20 protein-coding genes are annotated in these 22705 nt (G+C 67.3%); 8 read left to right on the top strand and 12 right to left on the bottom strand.

The genetic code is table 11. The features are described from left to right. Positions 1-70: 70 nt before the first annotated feature. On the bottom strand, positions 71-1972 hold the full coding sequence (locus CFB50_RS29780) for a sigma-54-dependent Fis family transcriptional regulator (protein ID WP_069252281.1): 1902 nt from the start codon (positions 1970-1972) through the stop codon (positions 71-73). Between the two features lie 336 nt (positions 1973-2308). Here CFB50_RS29780 and CFB50_RS40270 point away from each other — a divergent pair, with 336 nt between their 5' ends. Next, positions 2309-2584 (top strand): DUF2964 domain-containing protein, encoded by a 276-nt coding sequence (locus CFB50_RS40270; protein WP_264163869.1) that lies wholly within the window; start codon positions 2309-2311, stop codon positions 2582-2584. A 241-nt stretch (positions 2585-2825) separates the two neighbouring features. After that, the gene (locus CFB50_RS29770) at positions 2826-3113 is read left to right on the top strand and encodes a DUF1488 domain-containing protein (protein WP_011354308.1); all 288 of its coding nucleotides are present in this window, start codon (positions 2826-2828) and stop codon (positions 3111-3113) included. 249 nt (positions 3114-3362) lie between these two features. Here CFB50_RS29770 and CFB50_RS29765 read toward each other — a convergent pair whose 3' ends face one another. Then, the gene (locus CFB50_RS29765; RefSeq protein ID WP_069252280.1) at positions 3363-4664 is read right to left on the bottom strand and encodes an NCS2 family permease; all 1302 of its coding nucleotides are present in this window, start codon (positions 4662-4664) and stop codon (positions 3363-3365) included. Between the two features lie 140 nt (positions 4665-4804). On the opposite strand from CFB50_RS29765, the gene CFB50_RS40265 reads away from it, so the two are divergent. Both CFB50_RS40265 and CFB50_RS29750 read left to right on the top strand, forming a co-directional pair. Then, a complete protein-coding gene (locus tag CFB50_RS40265; RefSeq protein ID WP_256979342.1) occupies positions 4805-5212 on the top strand; it encodes a hypothetical protein in 408 nt (135 codons plus the stop codon). 238 nt (positions 5213-5450) lie between these two features. After that, positions 5451-5729: a hypothetical protein gene (locus CFB50_RS29750; RefSeq protein WP_011354312.1), complete on the top strand. Its 279-nt coding sequence runs from the start codon at positions 5451-5453 to the stop codon at positions 5727-5729. Positions 5730-5889: 160 nt separating this feature from the next. On the opposite strand, the gene CFB50_RS29745 is transcribed toward CFB50_RS29750, so the two are convergent. The 6 genes from CFB50_RS29745 to CFB50_RS29720 form a co-directional block, all read right to left on the bottom strand. Next, a complete protein-coding gene (locus CFB50_RS29745) occupies positions 5890-6264 on the bottom strand; it encodes a DUF2917 domain-containing protein (protein WP_069253023.1) in 375 nt (124 codons plus the stop codon). Between the two features lie 326 nt (positions 6265-6590). Next, positions 6591-6968: a DUF2917 domain-containing protein gene (locus tag CFB50_RS29740; RefSeq protein WP_089448158.1), complete on the bottom strand. Its 378-nt coding sequence runs from the start codon at positions 6966-6968 to the stop codon at positions 6591-6593. 251 nt (positions 6969-7219) lie between these two features. Then, entirely contained in the window at positions 7220-7507 is a 288-nt protein-coding gene (locus CFB50_RS29735) for a hypothetical protein (protein WP_089448157.1), read from the bottom strand. Positions 7508-7586: 79 nt separating this feature from the next. Next, the gene (locus CFB50_RS29730) at positions 7587-8492 is read right to left on the bottom strand and encodes a metal-dependent hydrolase (protein ID WP_069252278.1); all 906 of its coding nucleotides are present in this window, start codon (positions 8490-8492) and stop codon (positions 7587-7589) included. A gap of 30 nt (positions 8493-8522) precedes the next feature. Continuing rightward, positions 8523-10310: an SDR family oxidoreductase gene (locus tag CFB50_RS29725; RefSeq protein WP_089448156.1), complete on the bottom strand. Its 1788-nt coding sequence runs from the start codon at positions 10308-10310 to the stop codon at positions 8523-8525. A gap of 45 nt (positions 10311-10355) precedes the next feature. Continuing rightward, positions 10356-11255, bottom strand: a complete 900-nt coding sequence (locus tag CFB50_RS29720) for a M24 family metallopeptidase (RefSeq protein WP_089448155.1) — start codon at positions 11253-11255, stop codon at positions 10356-10358. A gap of 507 nt (positions 11256-11762) precedes the next feature. On the opposite strand from CFB50_RS29720, the gene CFB50_RS29715 reads away from it, so the two are divergent. After that, positions 11763-13040 carry a haloacid dehalogenase-like hydrolase gene (locus CFB50_RS29715; protein ID WP_089448154.1) on the top strand — a complete coding sequence of 426 codons (1278 nt, stop codon included), beginning with the start codon at positions 11763-11765 and terminating at the stop codon, positions 13038-13040. 228 nt (positions 13041-13268) lie between these two features. Here CFB50_RS29715 and CFB50_RS29710 read toward each other — a convergent pair whose 3' ends face one another. From CFB50_RS29710 to CFB50_RS29695, 4 genes are all read right to left on the bottom strand, one after another. Beyond that, complete coding sequence (locus CFB50_RS29710; RefSeq protein WP_089448153.1) at positions 13269-14210, bottom strand: Abi family protein; 942 nt, start codon at positions 14208-14210, stop codon at positions 13269-13271. A gap of 157 nt (positions 14211-14367) precedes the next feature. After that, complete coding sequence (locus tag CFB50_RS29705) at positions 14368-15141, bottom strand: slipin family protein (RefSeq protein WP_069252273.1); 774 nt, start codon at positions 15139-15141, stop codon at positions 14368-14370. Beyond that, positions 15138-16706 carry an NfeD family protein gene (locus CFB50_RS29700; protein WP_089448152.1) on the bottom strand — a complete coding sequence of 523 codons (1569 nt, stop codon included), beginning with the start codon at positions 16704-16706 and terminating at the stop codon, positions 15138-15140. Before CFB50_RS29700 ends, CFB50_RS29705 begins: the two co-directional genes overlap by 4 nt. Before the next feature lie 121 nt (positions 16707-16827). Continuing rightward, positions 16828-17862, bottom strand: coding sequence for an AraC family transcriptional regulator (locus tag CFB50_RS29695; RefSeq protein WP_011354321.1), 1035 nt, complete (start codon positions 17860-17862; stop codon positions 16828-16830). Between the two features lie 137 nt (positions 17863-17999). Here CFB50_RS29695 and CFB50_RS29690 point away from each other — a divergent pair, with 137 nt between their 5' ends. The 3 genes from CFB50_RS29690 to CFB50_RS29680 all read left to right on the top strand — a co-directional run bounded on the left by CFB50_RS29690 (position 18000) and on the right by CFB50_RS29680 (position 22693). Further along, positions 18000-19133 (top strand): acyl-CoA dehydrogenase family protein, encoded by a 1134-nt coding sequence (locus CFB50_RS29690; protein ID WP_023477775.1) that lies wholly within the window; start codon positions 18000-18002, stop codon positions 19131-19133. A 228-nt stretch (positions 19134-19361) separates the two neighbouring features. Then, a complete protein-coding gene (locus CFB50_RS29685; RefSeq protein ID WP_089448151.1) occupies positions 19362-21068 on the top strand; it encodes an AMP-binding protein in 1707 nt (568 codons plus the stop codon). 110 nt (positions 21069-21178) lie between these two features. Continuing rightward, on the top strand, positions 21179-22693 hold the full coding sequence (locus CFB50_RS29680) for a CoA-acylating methylmalonate-semialdehyde dehydrogenase (RefSeq protein WP_089448150.1): 1515 nt from the start codon (positions 21179-21181) through the stop codon (positions 22691-22693). Positions 22694-22705 lie beyond the last annotated feature (12 nt).

Below are 22705 nucleotides of genomic sequence, written 5' to 3'. Positions count from 1 at the left end.
CGGCGGTTCGGCGGCAACGCGCCAAGCATACCCGAACGTGCTGGCGGCCGGCGCCGGCCGGCCGCTGGCGTCAATGCCGGCGCAGGTGCCGGTACACGGTATTGCGGGCGAGACCGAGCTCGCGCGCGGCCGCCGACACGTTGCCGCCATGCCGCGCGAGCACGGCATCGATCACCGCGGCCTGATGGCTTTGCAGCGTCGTGCCTTCGCGCGTGCCGGCCGATGCGGCCGGCGTTGCGGCGGGCGCCGCCGGTGCGTCGTCGCAATCGAGCCAGAAATCGTCGGGCAAATGGGCGAGCGTGATTTCCGCTTCGTCTTCGGCGAGCATGCCGGCCGTGCGCAGCACGTTGGTCATCTGGCGCAGGTTGCCGGGCCAGCGGTGGCGCGTGAACGCGTCGAGCACCTCGGCCGCGATGCGGCGCGGCATTGGTTCGCTGCGCGCGAGCCGCGCGAGAATCCGCTCGACGAGCGCGGGCAGGTCGGTGCGGGCGGCAAGCGCCGGCAGCGTGACCGCGAGCCCGTTGATCCGGTAGAACAGGTCTTCGCGGAACGTGCCTTCCGCGATCATCGCGCGCAGGTCGCGGTGGGTCGCGCAGACCACGCGCACGTCGACCGGCACCGCGCGTGCGCCACCGAGCGGCATCACCGCGCGTTCCTGCAGCACACGCATCAGCCGGACCTGCTGCGCGAGCGGCATGTCGCCGATTTCGTCGAGAAACAGCGTGCCGCCGTCGGCCTGCACGATCTTGCCGGGGCTGCCGCGCTTGCGTGCGCCGGTGAATGCGCCGTCTTCGTAACCGAACAGCTCGGCCTCGATCAGCGAATCGGGCAGCGCCGCGCAGTTGACCGCGACGAACGGGCCGTCCGCGCGCGGCGATGCCTGGTGCAGGGCGCGCGCGAGCCATTCCTTGCCGGTGCCGGTCTGGCCGAGGATCAGCAGCGGCAGGTCGCGCCCGCGGATCTTCGCGACGCGTTCGAGCACGGCGGCCATGCGTGCGTCGCCCGTGTCGAGCGTCGCGAACGTGATCGTGTCGGGGTCCGGCGTGCGCACCCGTGCGGCTGGCGCGGGCGGCGTGACGGCGACGGTGGTCTTGTGCGCTTCCGCGAATTCGCAGCGCGCCAGTACGCGTACGCCGGTCGACAGCGTGAGGCGGAACATCGCACCGGGCGCGCGTGCCGCCTGTTGCGCGAGCTGGCCGAAGCGCATGCCGAACAGCGCGTCGCTGGCCTGATGCTGCAGTGCGTCGAACGATGCGCCGAGCTGGAATTGTGCGCTGCGGTTCGCGGCGATCAGCCCGCCGTCGGGGCCGAATGCAACGAGCCCGGCAAACAACGAATCGACGCATTCCTCGTGCGCATGAAAGCGCAGCCGCAACGCTTCCGCGCACTGGTTCGCGAACAGGTGGTTCTCGATCAGTTGCGCGGACATCCGCACGAGCGCGAGCGTATGCGGGCTCGAGCCGCGCGGGTCGCCGCTGACGTCGAGCGTGCCGAGCGTGCGGCCGAACGGGTCGAAGATCGGTGCGCACGAGCAGGTGAGGATGTGATTGGCGCGCAGGAAGTGTTCGGACCCATGCACGGCGACGGCCTGGCCCGATGCGAGCGCGGTGCCGATCGCGTTGGTGCCGCGTGCGCCTTCCGCCCACGACACGCCGGTACACAGCGCGACGCGGTTGGCTTTCTCGATGAAGTCCGCGTCGCCGATGCTGTGCAGGATCACGCCGTCGGCGTCGGTCAGCAGCACGAGGCTTTGCGTGTCGGCGATCTGCGCGTGGAGGTTCTCCATCACCGGGCGCGCGTGCGAGAACAGTGCGTGATTCGTGTCGAGCAGTTCGCGCAGCGCGACGCGCGACAGCGGCGAGAAATCCGGGCGTTCGTGCGCACGCAGGCCGACCGCGGTCGAACGCGCATGCGCCTGCGCGAGCAGGTCGGTGCGACCCGCGGTGGCGGGCAGCACGAAGGGTTGCGGCATGACTTGTCTCCTGTCGACCCGAGTTAGCGCTTTAGCGCTTACTCGGGTCCCATGCTTCGCGGTCGACCCGAGTTAGCGCTTTAGCGCTTACTCGGGTCCCATGCTTCGCGGTCGAGCCCGGTCAGCATTTCAACGCTCACTCAGGCCCCATGCTCCTCGAATTCGGCCGATCCGGCGCACGCCTACGCACTGAAATCCTCGACGGATTTCCGCCTTCGCGTGCGGCGCACCATCGGTGTGCGACCGGCAACCATCCGGGTACGCATCATCATACAAGCGCCGCGTACGAAGCGCGACCGCGAACAAAATCCCCTTGCTTTTAAATGCCCGCCTGCAATGATGGAAATGGAGCACGCACGCGCCGTGTTCCGCATCGCAACATGCATGCGACGCGACATGCATCCGTTCGGGAGACGCATCATGGTTCGGACGGAACTGAGAGTCGTGCTGGCGGCCATCGCCACCTTCATCATGCTGGGCGGCATCGCCGTGGCGATCCACGGGCTGCTGTTCGATCTGACCGATGCGGTGCGATACGGGGCGGCCGCGATCGCGGTGGGCGCCACGACTGCTGCCATCGCGCTCAACGTCTGGCCGAACGACCCTCACTGACGCCGTTTCCGAAACGGTGCCGGATGCCGCGCATGATCAGATGAAATGCGCGTCGGAACGACGCACGCCGGAAAATTTGTCTCCTGCGCGAAACCGTCTAAAGTGGAAATCAACCGGCATGCATTGTCCGCGCCTATCCCCGCGGGCCGTGCCTCCGCCGGCGAGCCCGCGTACACTTCGTCCGGCCGGTAGCGGACGACGGACGCGGTCATTCGTTTTCTACCGGTCGAGGCGGCTCCCAATGCAGATCCATTTCACGAACGAGAAGCCCGAGTATTCGGGGCGCGACCTGATGCTGGCGTTCACGGCGTTGGTCAATGGCGAGCGCGTCCAATGTCAGATCACCGCCGAGGCGCTGGAAGATCACTTCGGCGCGGCGTCGCCGCGCTTCGAGGACATGGTCGGCGCGTTCGACCAGCACCGCGACCGTATCGAGGCGGCTGCACGGCGCCTGCTGTCGGAGACGCGCGCGCAATGCGTGACGCTGCGCAGCGGCTACGTCCGCTTCTACGAGGCCAACTGGCGCTGACGACACGACGCTCGTCTTGCGGCGCACGTCGCTGAACGCTGCGCACGCGAAGACGTTGCGTTGCACGCAATGCCGTTCGGCGGGGCCGGGCGGCATTTTCGTATGCGGGCCGCACCGGATTGCCCGAGCGTCGGTATCGCCGTGCGTGTCGCTTCTTCAGGATCGCAGAAGAATCGTCCGAAAACGGAAACGCCACCCGAAGGTGGCGTTTTTTCATCGTGCATCATGCAGCGCGCCGAAGCGCCGCCGTCATTCGCTGCCGAGATAGAAGAAGCGGAACAGGAACACGGCGGCGATGAGCCACACGATCGGCTTGACCGAGCGGGCCTGGCCCGTCAGCAGCTTGAGGCCGCCGTACGCGATGAAGCCGAATGCCACGCCGTTCGCGATCGAGTACGTGAACGGCATCAGCAGCGCGGTCAGCGCGGCCGGCACGGCTTCCGTTGCATCGTCCCACGGCACCTCGACCATCTCGCGCAGCATCAGGCACGACACGTACAGCAGTGCCGGTGCGGTCGCGTATGCCGGCACGACGCCGGCGAGCGGCGCGATGAACAGGCACGCGAGGAACAGCACCGCGACGGTGATGGCCGTCACACCGGTGCGGCCGCCGGCCTGCACGCCCGATGCGCTTTCGATATACGCGGTGGTCGACGACGTGCCGAGCACCGAGCCCGCGACGATCGCCGTGCTGTCGGCGAGCAGCGCCTTGTTCAGGCGGTTCATCTTGCCTTCGACGAGCAGGCCCGCGCGGTTCGCGACGCCCATCAGCGTGCCCGTCGCGTCGAACAGCTCGACGAGGAAGAACACGAGGATCACGTTGATGATGCCGGTCGACAGCGCGGCGCCGATGTCGAGCTTGAACAGCGTCGCGTCGATCGACGGCGGCGCGGAGAACACGCCGTGGAACTGGTTGTCACCGAAGAAGAACGACAGGACCGTGACGCCGATGATGCCGATCAGGATCGCGCCGCGCACGCGCAGGTGGTCGAGCGTGACGATCGTGAAGAAGCCGACGATCGCGAGGATCGTGTCGTGCTTGTGCAGGTCGCCCAGCGTGACGAGCGTGGCCGGGCTGCCGACGATCACGCCCGACGTCTTCAGCGAAATGATGCCGAGGAACAGGCCGATACCGGCGGTGATCGAGATCCGCAGCGATTTCGGAATTCCGTTGACGATCGCCTCTCGTACGCGGAACAGCGTGACGAGCAGGAACAGGCAGCCGGAAATGAACACCGCGCCGAGCGCGGCTTGCCACGTGAAGCCCATCCCCTTGACGACCGTGTACGCGAAATACGCGTTCAGGCCCATGCCGGGCGCGCATGCGATCGGGTAGTTCGCGTACAGCCCCATGATGAGCGACGCCAGCGCCGCGACGAGGCAGGTCGCGACGAACACGGATTCCTTCGGCATGCCGGCGTCGCCGAGGATCGCGGGGTTGACGAAGATGATGTAGGCCATCGTCAGGAACGTGGTGACGCCCGCGAGTATTTCGGTGCGGAAGTCGGTGCCGGCTTCAGCGAAGCCGAAATACCGCTTGATGGATTCCATGAAGGCGTTTCTCCGGTCGGTTGTCGTGTTGCTTGTTGTGCCGAATTGTTGTAAAGGCAGCGCGGCCGGCGTACTGTAACCAGCCACTATTGCCCGGCTATCGGCGGATTGTAATAGCGCGGATAGCTCGGACGATATAGTTGGAGGGCACGATCGACAGATCGATCGGCTGCCTGCGCGCGAACGGTCTGGCAGCCCGGCCGCGCGACGAAGGCGCGCATTTTACCGGTTCGGGCGGAGCAGGCCGGAAGAAATGGCTGAAACGGGAGCGGGATGCGCGAACCACGCCGGCCGATGCGCGCGCAACGGCATGCAAGACGGCACGCGCGGTGTATCGCGCGTGGCCGGTGCGGGATGACATCCGACTGAAACGGAGCGCCCGCATGCTGCACGAACGCGGTGCAGGCAGCGCGGGTGCGCGAATGCACGTGCGCGGCCGGTACGGATGCCCGGCAGCGGCGTGCGGCGGCCATTCGTCAGTCCAGGCGGGTGCAGAGATCGGGCTATCGTGCGCCGAAGCCGTCCCGTCCGCAACTGTCATTTCGTGATGCCGGGGCGACTGTGGTTTCTGTGTAAAAGATTGCAAGACCCCATCGCATAAACCGGCAAGTCTTTCTAGGATAGATACACCGCGCATGCACACGCCGGCCGGTAATTGCCGACGCGGGGGAGTCGCAGTCCGTGCAGGCCGGGCGGTGAAGTGCGGTCAAGGCCGTTGCGTGTTCGGGCAGGCACGGCCGCTTGCGATTGCCCGATGCGGGTTCGTCCGTAATCACGGAGGTCAGCATGTTGAACTGGATCAGCCGTTGGGCGATGCGACACGCCCCCACGCCGGAAAAAACCGCTGCGTCGATGCTCGTGACGGCGCGCATGGAACTGTTCGCTGCCGAACAGCGCGTCATCGACGCGAAATTACAAGCGGATTACTGGCGCACACGTGTGTCATTCCTGGAAGAGGTGCAGAAGCAGGGCATCGATCCGTGGGTGACCTCGCAGGCAGCGCAACGTCCCGACCTCGAGTCCACTCCACGAAGCACGGGCCCGCGTCTCGCCGCCAGCACCTGATGCACCTGCTGCATCCCGTCGCTGCGCACGGCGCGCGATCGGTCGCGGCACGCACCGGCGTGCCGCGTCATTCGATGCGCACCTGCGGCGCGTTACGCCGCGGGTGCGTCCGTTTTCGGTCGCGGCCGTTCCGCGTCTCGCGTGCCTGACGGCGCGTCGCTCATCCACTCGTTCTCCCTGCCCCGAAGAGCAAACGTTGCACTTGCGCGAGCATGCGCCGGAAGCGCTCGCCGCGACGCACGTATGCCGTCGTGAGCGTGGCTTCGGCCGACCGGTCGGCGTCGGTGCCGAGCCAGATGCGCTCGCCGCGTGCGATGCGCAGCACGTCGCCGGGCCGCACCCAGTAGTCGTCGACGCACGGCGGGCGCGTGACCCACAGCGCCGCGCCATACGCGCGGAGTTCCGCGTCCCGCGGCGCGCGCCACGTCAGCGTCGTACGCGGCGCGACCGGGAAACGGATCACGACAGTCGGTAACGCGATCGTGCCGGCGCAGCGCCGATCGGGACGGTCAAACAGCGGGCTTGCCTGGTCCATCGTCTTCTCCATTCAGTGAGCCGGACGGATGACGCGCACCAGAACAAAAAGGCCTCATCCGTTTCCGGTGAGGCCTTGTGTGACATGCGGTACTGCTCGACTGCTAACGCACACGCGCCTCCCGTGAACCATTCTTTCGAATGTTCATCGAGAAATGAATCGCGGCGGCGATGAGCGTGTACGTAGGCATGCGAACGAGTTTGTCTGCGTGGAACGGCGTTGTCAACGATAATTTTCGGGATAGTCGAGCGCGATGCATCGACGAGCGTGCCCGGCATTTCGTGGTGCCGCTGCGTACCTGCATGGCGTGCGTAGCGGTGCGTTCGTCATGATCGACTTCGACTTCGTTCAAGTAGCAAGCTGCGCATTCGCGCGAGCGCATGCGCGAGCCACGCGCCGCGACTCATCGCGTACGCGGTCGTGATCGATGCTTCGACCGGACGGTCGTCGTCGGTGCTCATCCAGATGCGATCGCCGCGCCGCACGCGCAGCACGTCGCCGGTTCGTATCCAGTAATCGTCGACGCTGCCCAGCCGCGTGACCCACAGCGTCGCGTCGTGCACGCGAATCTCGGCGTCGTTTTGCGCGCACCATGTCAGCGTCTCGCGCGGCGCGACCGTGAATTGCATCACGACCCGCGGCAATGCGATCGCATCGGTGCGGCACCGATCGGGGCAGACAACCAGCCGGCTTGCTTGGTCCATCGTCATCTCCATCCGTTGAGCCGGGCGGGATGACGCGCACCAAAACAAAAAGGCCTCATCCGTTTCCGGCGAGGCCTTGTGACATGCGCAACTGAATCTCGATGCTAACGCACAAGCGCCTCCGGTGACCGCCACGCATGGGCGTTCACTCGGTTTTTATTCGCGATGGCGACTGGCTTGAGCATAGGCATGCGAATGAGTGTGTCGTTGCCGCGCAGCGATGTCAACGGCTATTTCGAGATACGTGGCGTTCACGCGTCGCGTTGCGCGAGCCCGTTCACGAGCAGTTCGGACAGCAGGCCCGTCATCCCTTCCGGGTGCGTGGCCGCACGTGCCTTGAGCTGTTCGACGAGTTCTGCGTTGAGCTTGCAGGCGAACGGCACGAGGCCCTGTTCCTGGTCGAGCTTGCGCTGCGCGCGGCGGTCGAGCTTGGCGGTGTCTTCGGCACCCTTGCCGAAACGCGCGGAGCTGGATTGCTTCAGCGCGTGCGTCAGCTTGAGCGCCTTGTTCTTTTCGAGATCGGTTTTCTTCATGGCCATCGCGGCACCTCCGGGAAATTGAAGCCGCGATTGTACGCATTTCGGCGGGCGCCGCCCGCCGAGCCGGCAGGAAACCCGGTCAGGCGCCCTTCGTCGTACCCCAGTTGCCGCCGTGCGCGGCCGCCTGCGCGGCCGGCGAGCGGGCGAGATAGGCGAGCGCCTGTTCGGTCGAGCCTTCGTGGTGCGGCGTATAGCTCGGCTTGAAATAGCGCAGCGCCGCGCCGATCACCTTCCAGAACGACGGCAGGTGCCCGCGCCGCGAGCCTTGCCACCACGCGAGCACGAACCCCGGGTAGCGGCCGGCGGCCGGGTCGCGCCGGTACATGAACTTCGCGCCCGTCGTGATGTAGTAGAGCAGCAGCAGGATCACGAACGCCATGTGCACGCAGCGCTCCGGATAGGTGCCGCCCAGGTGCCGGTAGATGTCGAACGCGACCGTGCGGTGCTCGACTTCCTCCGCGCCGTGCCAGCGCAGCAGGTCGACCATCGTCGGGTCGGCCTTTCCTTCGTCGAGCCCGTGTGCATTGAGCACCCAGTTGCCGAGATAGCCGAAGAAATGCTCGAGCGACGCGATCACCGCGAGCTGCTGGCGCAGCCAGAAGCGCGTGTGGCCGATCTTCAGCCCGAGCGGCTGTTCGCCGAGCACGCGCGTGAAGAGGCGATTGAGCTTCTGCGTGAACGGTTTCGTGTCGATCCCGTGCCGGTCGTAGTAGTGCTTGAGCACGCCGCCGTGCGAACGCGAATGCACGGCTTCCTGCCGCAGGAAACCTTCGGCCTCGTCGCGCAGGCGCGCATCGGTGATCAGCGGCAACGCCTTGTTGTACACGCGGCAGAACCACAGCTCGCCTTCCGGGAACAGCAGGTTCAGCGTGTTGATGATGTGCGTGCTGCCCGGGTCGTTCGGCACCCAGGTAATCGGCGTGTCGCTGAAGTCGAACTTCACGTGCCGGGCCTTGATCTTATGATAGTCGGCGGTATCGGTCATCTGTGTCTCCCTGTGCGGCGTCGTGCGCCGTCAATGCGATGCCATGCTGACGCGGGCGATCATCCGGCCGAGCCACGGCATGAAGCGGCCGACGAAGCGCATCGCGTGCGCCTCGCCGCCGACCGCGACGACGGGGCGGTTGCGCAGCACGCCGTCGACCATCGCCTGCGCGACGGCTTCGGGTTTCAGGCCGCGCATCTGGTACAGCTTCGTCGCGCGCTTGCGCAGCCGCGCTTCGTCCTGTGCGTTGGCGCCCGCGTATTGCGTCGACGCCATGATTCCGGTCTCCGCGAAGCCGGGGCACACGGCCGTCACGCCGATGCCTTTTTCCGCGAGCTCCGCGCGCATGCATTCGCTGAGCATCAGCACGGCGGCCTTCGTCGTCGCATACGCGGGCAGGTCGCGCGACGGCCCGAACGCGGCGGCCGATGCGGTGTTGACGATGTGCCCGCCGGTGCCGCGCGCGGCCATCTGCTGCGCGAACAGCCGCGAGCCGTGGATCACGCCCCACAGGTTCACGTGCAGGATGCGCTCCCAGTGCCGCGTGCTCGTGTCGAGGATGCCGCCGGCCATGCCGATGCCCGCGTTGTTGATCACGACGTCCGCGCCGCCGAGTTCGCTGCCGACCCACGTCGCCAGTGCTTCCATTTCATCGGCGGACCCGACGTCGACCCGCTTCGCGTGCGCTTGCGCACCGGTCAGCCCGATCAGCAGCGCGGTGCGTTCCGCGCTCGCGAGATCGATGTCGCACGCGACGATCGTCGCGCCTTCGCGGGCGAACGCGAGCGCCGCGCAGCGGCCGATCCCGCTGCCCGCGCCGGTCACCACCGCGACCTTGCCGCTGAAGCGGCCGCTCGTGGCGCGGCGGCGCGCGTTCGCGAGCGCGGGCGGTTCGTTGCCCGATTCGACCGCGTCGATCAGTTGCCCGGCGAGCGCCGCGAAGCGTGTCGGATCGGCGAGCGGCAGCCAGTGGCCGGCCGCGACTTCACGACGGTAGTACTGCGGCACCCAGCGCGACAGGTTCTCGGACAGTGCCGGGCTCACGTATTTGTCGCCGAGCGGCACGATCGTCTGCACCGGCGCATGCGCGTAGCGTTCGCGCGGCGCGAACAGGCAGCGGATGAAGTTCGCGCGATAGAGGCGCACGCCGCGCGCGCCGTCGTCGGCCTGCGTCGGGCGCGGCGCGGCGGGCGTTTTCTCGAGCCGGCGCAGCAGGCGGGGCCACGCGCGGCCGAGCCACAGCCGCCAGCCGAGCTCGGGGATGAACGGCAGGTGGAACAGGTACACGTACCACGACCGCACGAGCTGGCCGCCGAGCTTGCCGAGCGACGCGGGCGTCGGGCGCAGCACGCGTTCGCGCAGCCAGAAGCCGACATGGTCGAGGCACGGCCCCGAGCACGACGTGTACGACGCGATGCGGCCGGCGAGGCGCGGATCGGTGACGAATTCCCAACCCTGGATCGAGCCCCAGTCGTGCGCGACCAGGTGCACGGCGCGGCCGGGGCACAGCGCGTCGATCACCGCGACGAAGTCGTCGGTCAGCTTCGCGAGGTGGTAGTCGGCCGTGCGCTTCGGCACGCCGGACAGGCCCGCGCCGCGCACGTCGTATGCGATCACGTACTGCTTGCGCGCGAGCAGCGGCGCGACGTGCTGCCAGACGCTGCTGTCGTCGGGATAGCCGTGTACGAGCACGACCGGCGAGCGGGCCGGGTCGCCCCAGGTCTTGACCGCGAGCGTCAGGTCGCCGGAGGCGACCGCCGTTTCGCTATGAACTGATTCGAACAGGGCCAGCGGCGCTTCGTCGGAAAGAGGCTGCATCGTGAGTCCGTCGTTCAGGGAGTCGGGAAGAAGGGCGCGTTCGGGTCAGGCGGCGGCCGGCACGGTCGCGACGGCCTGCGTGCGCTCGGCCTGGCGGCGCTGCCAGCGGCGCACGTGCGGCAGGTCTTCGTCGAGCCAGTACGCGTCGTCTTCGGTGATGACGAGCAGCTCTTCGAATTTCGCGCCGACGCCGGCGAAGCCGAGATGCGGCTCGACGGCCCACAGGCCCGGCACCGGCGCATGCTCGGAGCGGCGGTCGATCGACCACAGCGGCGACCAGCCTTGCTGTTTCGCCGCGCGGCCCTGGTCGAGCAACAGGTTGCGCGTCGCGTTCAGCCCGAAGCGCGCGACGAAGCGCGGCTTCGACAGCTTGTGGATCTTCGCGACGCGATGCGCGAGCACCTTGAACGGATAGGCCTTGTGGCGCGGCTCGACGCCCTGGCGGCGGCACAGCGCGTCGACTTCCTGCGCGACCTCGGCCATCGGTCGGCGTGCCTTCACGAGCCGCACGATCATGTCGCGATGATCCATCAGGTCGTCCTGCAGCTGTTCGAGGATCGGGTTGCGGCCGAGGCAGTGCGCGTAGCCGACGTCGGCCACGATGCCGTCGAGCACCGGCGCGACGTCGAGGATCACCGGCATGTCGGTTTCGAGCTGCCGGTTGCTCGGGAAGAACGCGAGATTGAAGCCGCCCATGTGCTTGAGGCCCGAGAAACCCTCGAACGCGGTGCGGTCGCCGAACCACGCGAACGGTTTGTGCAGCCAGTCATGCACGCCGTTGTCCTGCAGCCATTCGGTCAGCAGGCGCGCGGCTTCCTTTTCGGTGATGCCGGGGTAGAGCATCGCGCCGACGGTTTCGACGCAGCGATATGCCAGCTGCTGGACCGCGCGGAATTGCGGCAGCTCGTCGAGGAGGACTTCCGGCAGCGGGTGGTGGTCGGACATGATGCGTCTCCGTTGGGGGGCGCTGATCCGGAATGCGCCCGCCGGCGTCACCGCCGCGGGTTATTCAGTCAGCATTTAATGTGTCATTGAACGATGTAATGATCATAGACGGTTCCGGGACGCGCGCCAGCCCCCCGGAGATGAGGACTTCTCCTAATGAAGGGCCGAAGTGGAGTGGAAACTCTAGATTTCCGGAGAGTGGGCCGGACGGCCCCCTGCGCACCCATCCGGGTCGGGGACACAGGCCGGGATCGTCACGAGCCGTCTGCCGCGCCGGCCCGGATGGCCGCGCGCGCGGCCGCCTTGTGACGGTGCGACATGTCGCGCCGGATCAACTCCCCGTCGTGTCGCGACGTGACACTGTCAAATTGCCGAAATAATTTCGTCACATCATTCGCCCCCGGTTCGGAGCCGTCCCGGCTTCGCCGCGCCGATCGGCGGCCGGTGCGCGGTGAGCCGCGCGGGATAGCGACTGAAACCGATTCGACATTTCCAGGGAGAGAGACCATGCAACGCCGCCAGTTCATGAATACCCTTGCCGCGGCGACCGCCGCGACATCGCTGATGCTCAAGGCCGGCACGGCCGGCGCGAAGAGCGCAGCCGTGCCGGATGCGCTGGACCCGGGCCGCTGGTCGCCGTTCAACGCCGCGCGCCTTCAGGCGGTGCTCGACCAGCATGGCGTCGCGAGCGCGCACTACGACGACAAGCGCCGCCCGTACGCGGTGTTCGACTGGGACAACACGTGCATCATGAACGACTGCGAAGAGGCGTTGCTGATGTACCAGATCAACCATCTGCAGTACAAGCTGACGCCGGCCGAATTCGTCGACGTGATGTGGAAGGACGTGCCGAAGGGCGCCTTCATGAAGGACTACGCGACGGTTGACGGCAAGCCGGTGACGATGGAAGACCTCGCGGCCGACATCGAATCCGACTATCGCTGGCTCTACGCGAACTACCAGGGATTCGGCGGCGACAAGAGCCTCGACGAGATTCGCGAGACCGATCAGTTCAAGGATTTCCGCGCGAAGCTGTACTTCATGTACGACGCGATCTGCGACACGCATCCGCTCGAGATCGGCTACAAGTGGATCATCTATTTCTACAAGAATATGACGACCGCCGAGCTGCAGGCGATGGCGGAAGCGTCGAACAACTACGGCATCGGCGACGCGTTGCGCAAGGTCCGCTACGAAAGCCCGAAGACGCTGCCGGGCAAGGCCGGCGTGGTGGCCGACACGCATTTCCACGGCATTCGCATTCATGAGGAAATCCGCGCGGTGATGCATACGCTGCGCGCGAACGGCATCGATGTGTACGTCAGCACGGCATCGCTCGACGATGTCGTGCGTGTGTTCGCCGGCAATCCGAACTATGGCTACGGCGTGCCGCCCGGGAACGTGATCGGCTTGCGTCTCGACATGCGGGACGGCAAGTACACGAGCACGTATCCGGCCGGCTGGCATTTCAACTGGGGGCCCGGCAAGACGGTGGGCATCCGCAACGTCCTCGCGTCGAAGAAGGGCTACGGCCCGCTGCTGGTGTTCGGCGACAGCGACGGCGACGCGTGGATGCTGCGCGACTTCAAGGACACCGCGGCCGGCGTGATCGTCAACCGGATGAAGAAGGGCGAGATCGGCGCAGACAGCAAACTCGCGGCCGAACAGATCGGCCAGTCGGACGCGCGCTTCCTGCTGCAGGGCCGCGACGAGCACACGGGCCTGATGATCCCGGACGAGAAGTCGATCAAGTACGGCAAGACCGAGCGCAAGCTGCTGGCTTGACGTGCGCTGGGCGCCGGGCCGCCGCGGCCTCGCGTCCGGGAATGGCGGGGAACAGGGAGCAGGCCTGGCAATAAAAAAGGACGCTTGCGCGTCCTTTTGCCGTCTGAAGTATTGCGCATCGTCGAGAGGCGTCCCCAGCATTTTCATCGACGATGCTAGCGAAGTATCGACGGGATGTCAAAAGGCCTCGCGCCGAAAACGGTGCGGCGCGTTGCATCCGCCCTGAACTCACTGCCACGCTGGCGTCGAATGCCAATCGGTCGTGAAGCCGAGATGTGTCGCCGGGTCCACGTGCTCACACCCCGTCAACGTTGCTCGCAAGGCTTCGCGCCATTCGCCGCCATGACCGAGCGGGTCGAGCAGGGCCCTCATCATCGTCGCGCGGGCGTAGAACGTCTCGGGGCGGGTCATTTCCGGGGCATATCGGACAAGACTTCGCCCGGCTGGCTTGGCGGGGGGCGATACCGTCAGCTTCATTCCCCAGAGCCGGGCGTGGTGAGCGCACGCGTTGCGCAAGTCGGTGAGCGATTGCAGCCAACTGGTGAGCACCGTATCCGGGATGTCCGGCCACACGTGGCGCCCGGCGATCTTGCGGTCGCGAGTCGAGAGTGCACTGAAGATACGGGACAACGCGCCCAGGCTCAACCGCTCGCAGACCAGCCAGATCGGAGGCAGGTCGGGACTGGCGTAGGTTCGATAATAGTGAGTCAGTGCCGAGCCTTTCCGCGTTTCGCATTCCCGGGCGATCTGATCCAGAATGCGCGCGTAGTGGCGCAGGTCGGCGAAACGGTCCCGCTCGACATACCAGTGGCTGCCGTAGTCGATTGCGAGGGGATTGCTCAGTGCGGCGCGCAACGCAACCTCGATGCGCTCGACCGCGTCCATCGTGACCGAGCGCAGGCGTCGATCGAATGCGTAGAGTTCAACGACGTCGGAGAAACGGGTTCGAGGCCAGAACCGCTTGGTGGCGGGGTTCTGAAACCGGCGCATGTAGACCAGCAGCCGGAAATGGCCGATCGACCGAAGCATTCGCAAATTCGCGGGGCGATCGTCGATGCGCAGGCCGCGTTGCCATAGTCGATGCAGTGTTTCCTCGGCACTGAGGGCCACCTTGGCATAGGCCCTGGTTGGCGTCGCCGATACCGTCTTCCTTGTCCGAGTCTTGCCCATCGTTGATCCGTACTGCCATGCATGCGGATCTCGTTGTATACGCCATCGGAGCGCGAACTGCCATCTTCCATACCATTTGGCAGATGAGGTTGCGCCGGTCGCTGTCGACGCGTGTCGTCCCTCGCCCTGCGGGTCCCGGCGTATCCGAATGTCTGCCTCACCCCTCCCGCTTCCCCCCCAACCGCTCCAGCAACGCCCCCAGCAGATCGATCGGCAGCGGAAACACGATCGTCGAGTTCTTGTCGGCCGCGATCGTCGTCAGCGTCTGCAGGTAGCGCAACTGCATTGCCTGCGGCTGCAGCGCAAGCCGCTGCGCGGCCTGCAACAGCTTCTCCGACGCCTGCAATTCGCCTTCCGCGTGAATCACCTTCGCGCGCCGCTCGCGCTCGGCCTCGGCCTGCCGCGCGATCGCACGGATCATCGTTTCGTTGAGGTCGACGTGCTTGATCTCGACCGTCGACACCTTGATCCCCCACGCGTCGGTCTGCGCGTCGAGCGTCTTCTGGATATCGGCGTTCAACTGTTCGCGCTCGGCGAGCAGCGCATCGAGGTCGTGCTTGCCCAGCACCGAACGCAGCGTCGTCTGCGAGAGCTGGCTCGTCGCGTCGAAGAAGCGCGCGACCTGGATCACGGCCTTCTCCGGATCGACGACGCGGAAATACACGACGGCATTCACCTTGACCGACACGTTGTCGCGCGTGATCACGTCCTGCGGCGGCACGTCGAACACGACGGTGCGCAGGTCGATCCGCACGACCTGCTGGACGATCGGGATGATCAGCACGAGCCCCGGCCCCTTTACCTTCCAGAACCGGCCGAGCATGAACACGACGCCGCGCTCGTATTCGCGGAAGATGCGGATCGACGATGCTACGAGCACCACGACGAAGACGATCAGGACGCTGCTGAAGCCGAACGTGTAACCCATCATGTTGGTTCTCCCTGGTGTTGTTGTTCCTGCGTCGGCACGTCGTAGAGCGGCGCGACGGTGAGCAGCAAGCCGTGGCGGCCGGTGACACGCACGCGGCAGCCCGCGGCGAGCGGTACGCTGCTCGCGACGCGCCAGCGCTCGCCATGCACGCGCACCCAGCCCGCGGCGGACGGCGCGGCGCCGGCTGCACCGTGCGGCTGGTCGGCCAGCAGGCCGTCGTCGAGCACCTCGCCGATGCTGCCGACCATCGCCTCGGCGCCCGTCACGACCGGGCGGCGGCGCGCGCGCAGGGCGACGCTCGATACGCCCGCGACGAGCAGCCCGCCGCCGAGCGCGAGGCTCGCGATCACGGGCCACGGAATCCCGTAGCCGGGCACGTCGGTGTCGATCAGCATCAGCGCGCCGATCGTGAACGACACGATCCCGCCGAAGCCGAGCACGCCGAAGGTCGGCAGGAACGCCTCGGCGACCAGGCAGCCGAGACCGAGCAGCACGAGGCCGAGGCCCGCATAGCTGATCGGCAGCAACTGCATCGCGAACAGCCCGACCAGCAGGCAGATCGTGCCGACGACGCCCGGCAGCACGAAGCCGGGGTTCGCGAACTCGAAGAACAGGCCGTAGATGCCGATCGTCAGCAGGATCAGCGCGACGTTCGGGTCGGCGATGATCGCCAGGAAGCGGCTGCGCCAGTCGGGCTCGACCACGACGAGCGGCGCATGCGCGGTCGCGAGCCGCACCGTGCCGGCGGTGGTGGTCACGGCGTGGCCGTCGAGCTGGCGAGCGAGGTCGGCGGGATCCTGAGCGATCAGGTCGACCACATGCTGCGCGCGCGCCTCGTTCGCCGACAGGCTCACGGCCTCGCGCACCGCGCGCTCGGCCCACTCGGCATTGCGCCCGCGCAACTGCGCGAGGCCGCGGATATACGCGGAGGCGTCCTGTAGCGCCTTGCGGATCTCGGTCGACTGCGTGTCGTTTGGCAGCGCGGCCTGCGTGGCGACCGCCTCGGACGCCCCTGACGCCCCCGGGGTGCCGGCCGGCGCCTTCGGGGTAGCGGGGTTCCCGCCCGGCGGCGCGGCGCCGCCGATGCCGAACTGCACGGGCGACGCCGCGCCGAGATTGGTGCCGGGCGCCATCGCCGCGAAGTGGCTCGCATAGACGATATAGGTGCCCGCGCTCGCGGCCCGCGCGCCGCCGGGCGCGACGAACGCGGCGACCGGCACCGGCGAGCCGAGGATGGCCTTGATGATCTGCCGCATCGACGTGTCGAGGCCGCCGGGCGTGTCGAGCTGCAGGATCGCGAGCGGCGCGTGCTGGCGGGCCGCGCGGTCGAGCGAGCGCACGATGAAATCGGCGCTGGCCGGGCCGATCGCGCCGTTGATCGGGATCACGACCACCGGGCGGGCGGCGGCGGGCGCTTCGGCAGGCGACGGTGCAGCGAGAGCGGCACACACGACGAGCAGCGCCGCGAACAGCGCAGCGCGTGCGACCCGCGCGGACAGCGGGTGACGAGGGTGGCCGCCGGGCGTGGCAGGCGCCGACGGTGGCCCGTGACGGTGAAAGTGCATCGCGGCGTCCGGGCGGCGCGCGGCCGCGTGCCGTCCGGCTGGCGGAAAGGGCGTGAGCCCGATGCTTAAAGATTAGGCGGTTTCGGCACAAAGCGCGAAGCGACGGCCGTGCCGGCCGGTTTCAGCTCGCGCCGCCGCCCCGCGCGAGCACTTCGTCGCGATAGTCGGCCGGGCTGCGCCCGCTCCATTTGCGGAACGCGCGGTAGAACGCGCTCGGTTCCGCGAAACCGGTGGCAGCCGCGACGTCGGCGATCGTGCGCGCGGGGTCGGCCAGCGCCTCGAACGCGAGATCGCGCCGCAGCGTGTCCTTGATCGACTGGTATGCGTGGCCTTCCTGGTGCAGCTTGCGGCGCAGCGTCGCCTCGGCCACGTGCAGCCGCGCGGCCATCCCGCCCGCGCCCGGCCACGCGGCGGGCGGCATTCCGCGCAGCACCGCGCGCACGCGCTGCGCGAGCGCGTTCGGGTTGCGGTACTTGACGATGAAGCTCGCCGGCGCGTTGCGCAGGAACGTCTTCAGCGTCTTTGCGTTCTGCACGACCGGCAGCGTCGCGAATTCGGGATCGAAATCGACATACGAATCGGGCTCGTTGAAGCGCATGTCGTCACAGAACATCGACGGGTATTCGTGGTCGGCGGGCGGCGTGTCGCAGCGGAAGCTCGCATGCAGCAGCGGGATGCGCCGCCCGATCAGCCAGCAGGTGAGCCCGTAGACGATGATGAAATAGGTCGCGTACGTGAACATCGCGGGCGTCGCGCCGTTGTTGCGGTGCACGAAGCGCAGCCGAACGCGCTGCGGATTCGCGTCGAGCTCCGCATGCAAGTCGTCGAGCACGCAGTGCATGAAATTCACCGCGCGCGCCATCGCGTGCAGGCCGTCGCGCGCGGACAGCGCCGCCTGGCTCATCGCGATGAAGCTGCCGCTGCGCATCGGGTGGCGATCCTGCCCGAAAAACTCGTCGTCGAGCGTGCGCGCGATCGCGTTCCACAGCGCGCCGTATTGTTGCGCGGACACGCGGGCGCGCGGCTGCCCGAGCAGCGCGGGCGCGATGCCGGCCTGCGCGAGCAGCGGCTCGGCCGCGACGCCGCGCCGCGTGGCCAGCGCGACGCTGTAAGCGACGAGGCTGATCGCGACGGTTCCCTTGTCTTCCTGCTTCATCCGTGCCGCCGGTGTGGCAAAAACGCTCAGTGTAAATGAGCGACGCGAGCATCGAACAGTCGCGCCTGCTTGCCTACACTTGTTGCATCGAAACGCAAGGACGGTCGCGCCCGGCGGCCGCGGGAGACAGCAGCACCATGGACGAGCTTTACACCGAAGACCAGCGGATGATCCGCGACGCCGCGCGCGCGTTTGCCACCGAGATGCTGGCGCCGAACGCCGCGCAGTGGGACCACGATGCGCACCTGCCCGACGCGATCGTCGCGCAGCTCGGCGAACTCGGCCTGCTCGGGATGATCGTGCCGCAGGAGCTGGGCGGCTCGTATACGGACTACGTGGCCTACGCGCTGGCGATGGAAGAGGTCGCCGCCGGCGACGCCGCGTGCGCGACGATGATGAGCGTGCACAACTCGGTCGGCTGCGGGCCGATCCTCGGCTTCGGCACGCCCGCGCAGAAGGATCGCTGGCTGGCCGACATGGCGGCCGGCCGCGTGATCGGCGCGTTCTGCCTGACCGAGCCGCATGCCGGCTCCGAGGCGAACAACCTGCGCACGCGTGCGGAACTGCGCGACGGCAAATGGGTGCTGAACGGCGCGAAGCAGTTCGTGACCAACGGCCAGCGCGCGGGCGTCGCGATCGTTTTTGCCATGACCGACCCGGAAGCCGGCAAGCGCGGCATTTCCGCGTTCCTGGTGCCGACCGACACGCCGGGCTTCATCGTCGGCAAACCCGAAAAGAAGATGGGCATCCGCGCGTCGGATACGTGCCCGATCACGTTCGAGAACTGCGCGATTCCGGAAGAGAACCTGCTCGGCAATCGCGGTGAAGGGTTGAAGATCGCGCTGTCGAACCTCGAGGGCGGGCGCATCGGCATCGCCGCGCAGGCGCTCGGCATCGCGCGCGCCGCATTCGACAAGGCGCGCCGCTATGCGGGCGAGCGCGTGCAGTTCGGCAAGCCGATCGCCGAGCACCAGGCGATCCAGCAGAAGCTCGCCGACATGGCCGTGCAGATCAACGCCGCGCGCCTGCTCGTGCATCACGCGGCGAAGCTGCGCACGGCGGGGCTGCCGTGCCTGTCGGAAGCATCGCAGGCGAAGCTGTTCGCATCGGAGATGGCCGAGCGCGTGTGCTCGGACGCGATCCAGATCCACGGCGGCTACGGCTACCTGGTCGATTACGAAGTCGAGCGTCACTATCGCGACGCGCGCATCACGCAGATTTACGAAGGCACCAGCGAAGTGCAGCGGATGGTGATCGCGCGGCAGCTTTGAGCCGCGGCGGTTATCCCGGCGACGACATCACGCAGCGCACGAGGGCAGCGCGGCGAACGCGGCACGCAACGACGTGACCGTGCGCCGCAACAGAGGCAACCGGGCATGGGCTGCAGCGCATGCCCGGTTGACCGTGAGGCATGGAGACTTGCCAAGGCATGGGATCCACGTAAGCGGTAAAGCGCTCACGCGGGTCGACCGCACGAGGCACGGAGACTGGAGGACACGATGACGGTACAGGCATTCCTGGACGCACGCGACTTTCTGCTGCGCCACCGCACCGACTACGACACCGCGTACCGCGAGTTCGAGTGGCCGGTGCTCGACGCATTCAACTGGGCGCTCGACTACTTCGACCCGATGGCGCGCGGCAACGACCAGCCCGCGCTGTGGATCGTCGACGCGGCGACCGGCACGGGCGATCCGTATTCGTTCGCGCAGATGTCCGAGCGCTCGTCGCGGATCGCGAACTGGCTGCGTTCGATCGGCGTCGTGCGCGGCGACCGGATCCTGCTGATGCTGCCGAACCGTGTCGAGCTGTGGGACGCGATGCTCGCCGCGATGAAGCTCGGCGCGATCGTCCTGCCTGCCACCACGCAACTGTCGCCCGACGACGTGCGCGACCGCGTGCAGATCGGCGGCGCGAAATACGCGATCGTCGACGAGAACGAAGCCGCCAAATTCGAACAGCCGGATCTCGGCCTCGCGCAGAAGATCGTCGCCGGCGCGCCGCGCGCGGGCTGGCTCTCGATGAACGAAGGCTATGCGGCGAGCGCGGCATTCAACCCCGACGCCGTCACGCAGTCGAACGAAGCGATGCTGCTGTACTTCACGTCGGGCACGACGTCGAAGCCGAAGCTCGTCGAGCATACGCACCGCACCTATCCGGTCGGCCATCTGTCGACGATGTACTGGGTCGGCCTGCAGCCGGGCGACATCCACTGGAACATCAGCTCGCCGGGCTGGGCGAAGCACGCATGGAGCTGCTTCTTCGCGCCGTGGAACGCGCAGGCGTGCGTGTTCGCTTTCAACTACGCGCGTTTCGAGCCGAAGGTCGTGCTCGATGCGCTCGTCAAATACCAGGTGACGACGCTGTGCGCGCCGCCGACCGTGTGGCGCATGCTCGTGCAGCAGCCGCTCGCGTCGTTCGACGTGAAGCTGCGCGAGATCGTCGGTGCGGGCGAGCCGCTGAATCCCGAGATCATCGAGCGTGTGAAGAAGGCGTGGGGGATCGCGATCCGCGACGGGTACGGCCAGACCGAAACGACCTGCCTGATCGGCAACTCGCCGGGCCAGCCGGTCGTCGCGGGCTCGATGGGCCGGCCGCTGCCCGGCTACCGGATCGAATTACTCGACCCGGACGGCGCGCCCGTGACCGAAGGCGAGGTTGCACTGCCGATCGGGGCGGACGTCGCGCGCCCGGTCGGGCTGATGAAAGGCTATGCAAACAACCCCGACGCGACTGCCTACGCGATGCGCGACGGCCACTACCGCACGTCGGACATCGCGATGCGCCGCGACGACGGTTACTACGTGTACATCGGCCGCGCGGACGACGTGTTCAAGTCGTCCGACTACCGGCTGAGCCCGTTCGAACTCGAAAGCGTGCTGATCGAGCATCCGGCGATCGCCGAGGCGGCCGTCGTGCCGAGCCCCGACCCCGTGCGGCTGTCGGTGCCGAAGACCTTCATCACGCTGCGGCAGGGCTACGAGGAAAGCCCCGAACTCGCGCTGGACATCTTCCGCTTCTCGCGCGAGAAGCTCGCGCCGTACAAGCGCATTCGGCGCCTGCAGTTCGCGGAGCTGCCGAAGACGATTTCGGGGAAGATCCGCCGCGTCGAATTGCGCCGCCGCGAGATCGAGCGCGGTGACGATGCAAGTGAACGGATGCCCGGCGAATACTGGGAAGAGGATTTCGCCGCCGAACTGAAGTGACGTGACCGCGGGCCGCGCGCGCCGCATGTCGCGGCCGCCGCCCGCAGCCGAATTGAACCGGCCGCGCGGCGCTGTCGCGCTTCGCGGCCCTCTGTCAGGAGAAAGGATCGATGAACGCGAATTCGAAAGACGTGCCGACGGTCAAGCTGCTGATCGACGGCGCCTTCGTCGAGTCCGCCACGAACGAGTGGCGCGACATCGTCAACCCGGCGACACAGCAGGTGCTCGCGCGCGTGCCGTTCGCGACCGTCGCGGAAGTCGACGCGGCCGTGCAGGCCGCGCACACCGCCTTCGCGACGTGGAAGAACACGCCGATCGCCGCGCGCATGCGCATCATGCTGAAGTTCCAGGATCTCGTGCGCACGAACCAGCAGCGCATCGCGAAGACGCTGACGGCCGAGCAGGGCAAGACGATTCCCGATGCCGAAGGCGACATCTTCCGCGGCCTCGAAGTGGTCGAGCACGCGTGCTCGATCGGTTCGCTGCAGCTCGGCGAGTTCGCGGAGAACGTCGCGGGCGGGGTGGATACCTACACGCTGCGCCAGCCGCTCGGCGTGTGCGCGGGCATCACGCCGTTCAACTTCCCCGCGATGATTCCGCTGTGGATGTTCCCGATGGCGATCGTCTGCGGCAACACGTTCGTGCTGAAGCCGTCGGAGCAGGACCCGCTGTCGACGATGGAACTCGTCGAGCTCGCGGTCGAGGCCGGCGTACCGAAAGGGGTACTGAACGTCGTGCACGGCGGCAAGGAAGTCGTCGACGCGATCTGCACGCATCCGCTCGTGAAGGCGATCTCGTTCGTCGGTTCGACGGCGGTCGGCACGCACGTGTACAACCTCGGCAGCGCGCACGGCAAGCGCGTGCAGTCGATGATGGGCGCGAAGAATCACGCCGTCGTGCTGCCCGATGCGAACCGCGAGCAGACGATCAACGCGCTCGTCGGTGCGGGCTTCGGCGCGGCCGGCCAGCGCTGCATGGCGACCTCGGTCGCGGTGCTCGTCGGCAACGCGCGCGACTGGCTGCCGGACATCGTCGAGAAGGCGAAGGCGCTGAAGGTCAATGCGGGCGCGGAAGCCGGCACGGACGTCGGGCCAGTCGTGTCGAAGGCCGCGAAGGAACGCATCCTGTCGCTGATCGACGCGGGCGTGAAGGAGGGCGCGAAGCTCGAACTCGACGGCCGCGACGTGAAGGTGAACGGCTACGAGCAGGGCAACTTCGTCGGCCCGACGATCTTCTCGGGCGTGACGACCGACATGTCGATCTACACGGAAGAAATCTTCGGGCCGGTGGTGGTCGTGCTCGAAGCCGACACGCTCGATGAAGCGATCGCGCTCGTCAACCGCAACCCGATGGGCAACGGCGTGGGCCTGTTCACGCAGAGCGGCGCGGCCGCACGCAAGTTCCAGAGCGAGATCGACATCGGCCAGGTCGGCATCAACATCCCGATCCCGGTGCCGGTGCCCTACTTCAGCTTCACCGGCTCGCGCGGCTCGAAGCTCGGCGATCTCGGCCCGTACGGCAAGCAGGTCGTGCAGTTCTACACGCAGACGAAGACGGTCACCGCGCGCTGGTTCGACGACGACGCGACGGCCGGCCCGGTGAACACGACGATCCGGCTGCATTGAGCGGCGGAGGAC

Origin of the sequence: Burkholderia sp. AU33423, from assembly GCF_002223135.1 — a bacterium.
Lineage (GTDB): Bacteria > Pseudomonadota > Gammaproteobacteria > Burkholderiales > Burkholderiaceae > Burkholderia > Burkholderia lata_D.
Note: the sequence above shows the minus strand (reverse complement) of the source record. Positions and strands in the feature narration are given on the sequence as shown.

What these genes read in the sequence shown, in the direction of transcription:
- CFB50_RS29780 (WP_069252281.1), bottom strand. Translation starts at nt 1,972, where the DNA reads ATGCCGCAACCCTTCGTGCTGCCCGCCACCGCGGGTCGCACCGACCTG.
- CFB50_RS40270 (WP_264163869.1), top strand. Translation starts at nt 2,309, where the DNA reads ATGATGGAAATGGAGCACGCACGCGCCGTGTTCCGCATCGCAACATGC.
- CFB50_RS29770 (WP_011354308.1), top strand. Translation starts at nt 2,826, where the DNA reads ATGCAGATCCATTTCACGAACGAGAAGCCCGAGTATTCGGGGCGCGAC.
- CFB50_RS29765 (WP_069252280.1), bottom strand. Translation starts at nt 4,664, where the DNA reads ATGGAATCCATCAAGCGGTATTTCGGCTTCGCTGAAGCCGGCACCGAC.
- CFB50_RS29750 (WP_011354312.1), top strand. Translation starts at nt 5,451, where the DNA reads ATGTTGAACTGGATCAGCCGTTGGGCGATGCGACACGCCCCCACGCCG.
- CFB50_RS29745 (WP_069253023.1), bottom strand. Translation starts at nt 6,264, where the DNA reads ATGGACCAGGCAAGCCCGCTGTTTGACCGTCCCGATCGGCGCTGCGCC.
- CFB50_RS29740 (WP_089448158.1), bottom strand. Translation starts at nt 6,968, where the DNA reads ATGGACCAAGCAAGCCGGCTGGTTGTCTGCCCCGATCGGTGCCGCACC.
- CFB50_RS29735 (WP_089448157.1), bottom strand. Translation starts at nt 7,507, where the DNA reads ATGGCCATGAAGAAAACCGATCTCGAAAAGAACAAGGCGCTCAAGCTG.
- CFB50_RS29730 (WP_069252278.1), bottom strand. Translation starts at nt 8,492, where the DNA reads ATGACCGATACCGCCGACTATCATAAGATCAAGGCCCGGCACGTGAAG.
- CFB50_RS29725 (WP_089448156.1), bottom strand. Translation starts at nt 10,310, where the DNA reads ATGCAGCCTCTTTCCGACGAAGCGCCGCTGGCCCTGTTCGAATCAGTT.
- CFB50_RS29720 (WP_089448155.1), bottom strand. Translation starts at nt 11,255, where the DNA reads ATGTCCGACCACCACCCGCTGCCGGAAGTCCTCCTCGACGAGCTGCCG.
- CFB50_RS29715 (WP_089448154.1), top strand. Translation starts at nt 11,763, where the DNA reads ATGCAACGCCGCCAGTTCATGAATACCCTTGCCGCGGCGACCGCCGCG.
- CFB50_RS29710 (WP_089448153.1), bottom strand. Translation starts at nt 14,210, where the DNA reads ATGGGCAAGACTCGGACAAGGAAGACGGTATCGGCGACGCCAACCAGG.
- CFB50_RS29705 (WP_069252273.1), bottom strand. Translation starts at nt 15,141, where the DNA reads ATGATGGGTTACACGTTCGGCTTCAGCAGCGTCCTGATCGTCTTCGTC.
- CFB50_RS29700 (WP_089448152.1), bottom strand. Translation starts at nt 16,706, where the DNA reads ATGCACTTTCACCGTCACGGGCCACCGTCGGCGCCTGCCACGCCCGGC.
- CFB50_RS29695 (WP_011354321.1), bottom strand. Translation starts at nt 17,862, where the DNA reads ATGAAGCAGGAAGACAAGGGAACCGTCGCGATCAGCCTCGTCGCTTAC.
- CFB50_RS29690 (WP_023477775.1), top strand. Translation starts at nt 18,000, where the DNA reads ATGGACGAGCTTTACACCGAAGACCAGCGGATGATCCGCGACGCCGCG.
- CFB50_RS29685 (WP_089448151.1), top strand. Translation starts at nt 19,362, where the DNA reads ATGACGGTACAGGCATTCCTGGACGCACGCGACTTTCTGCTGCGCCAC.
- CFB50_RS29680 (WP_089448150.1), top strand. Translation starts at nt 21,179, where the DNA reads ATGAACGCGAATTCGAAAGACGTGCCGACGGTCAAGCTGCTGATCGAC.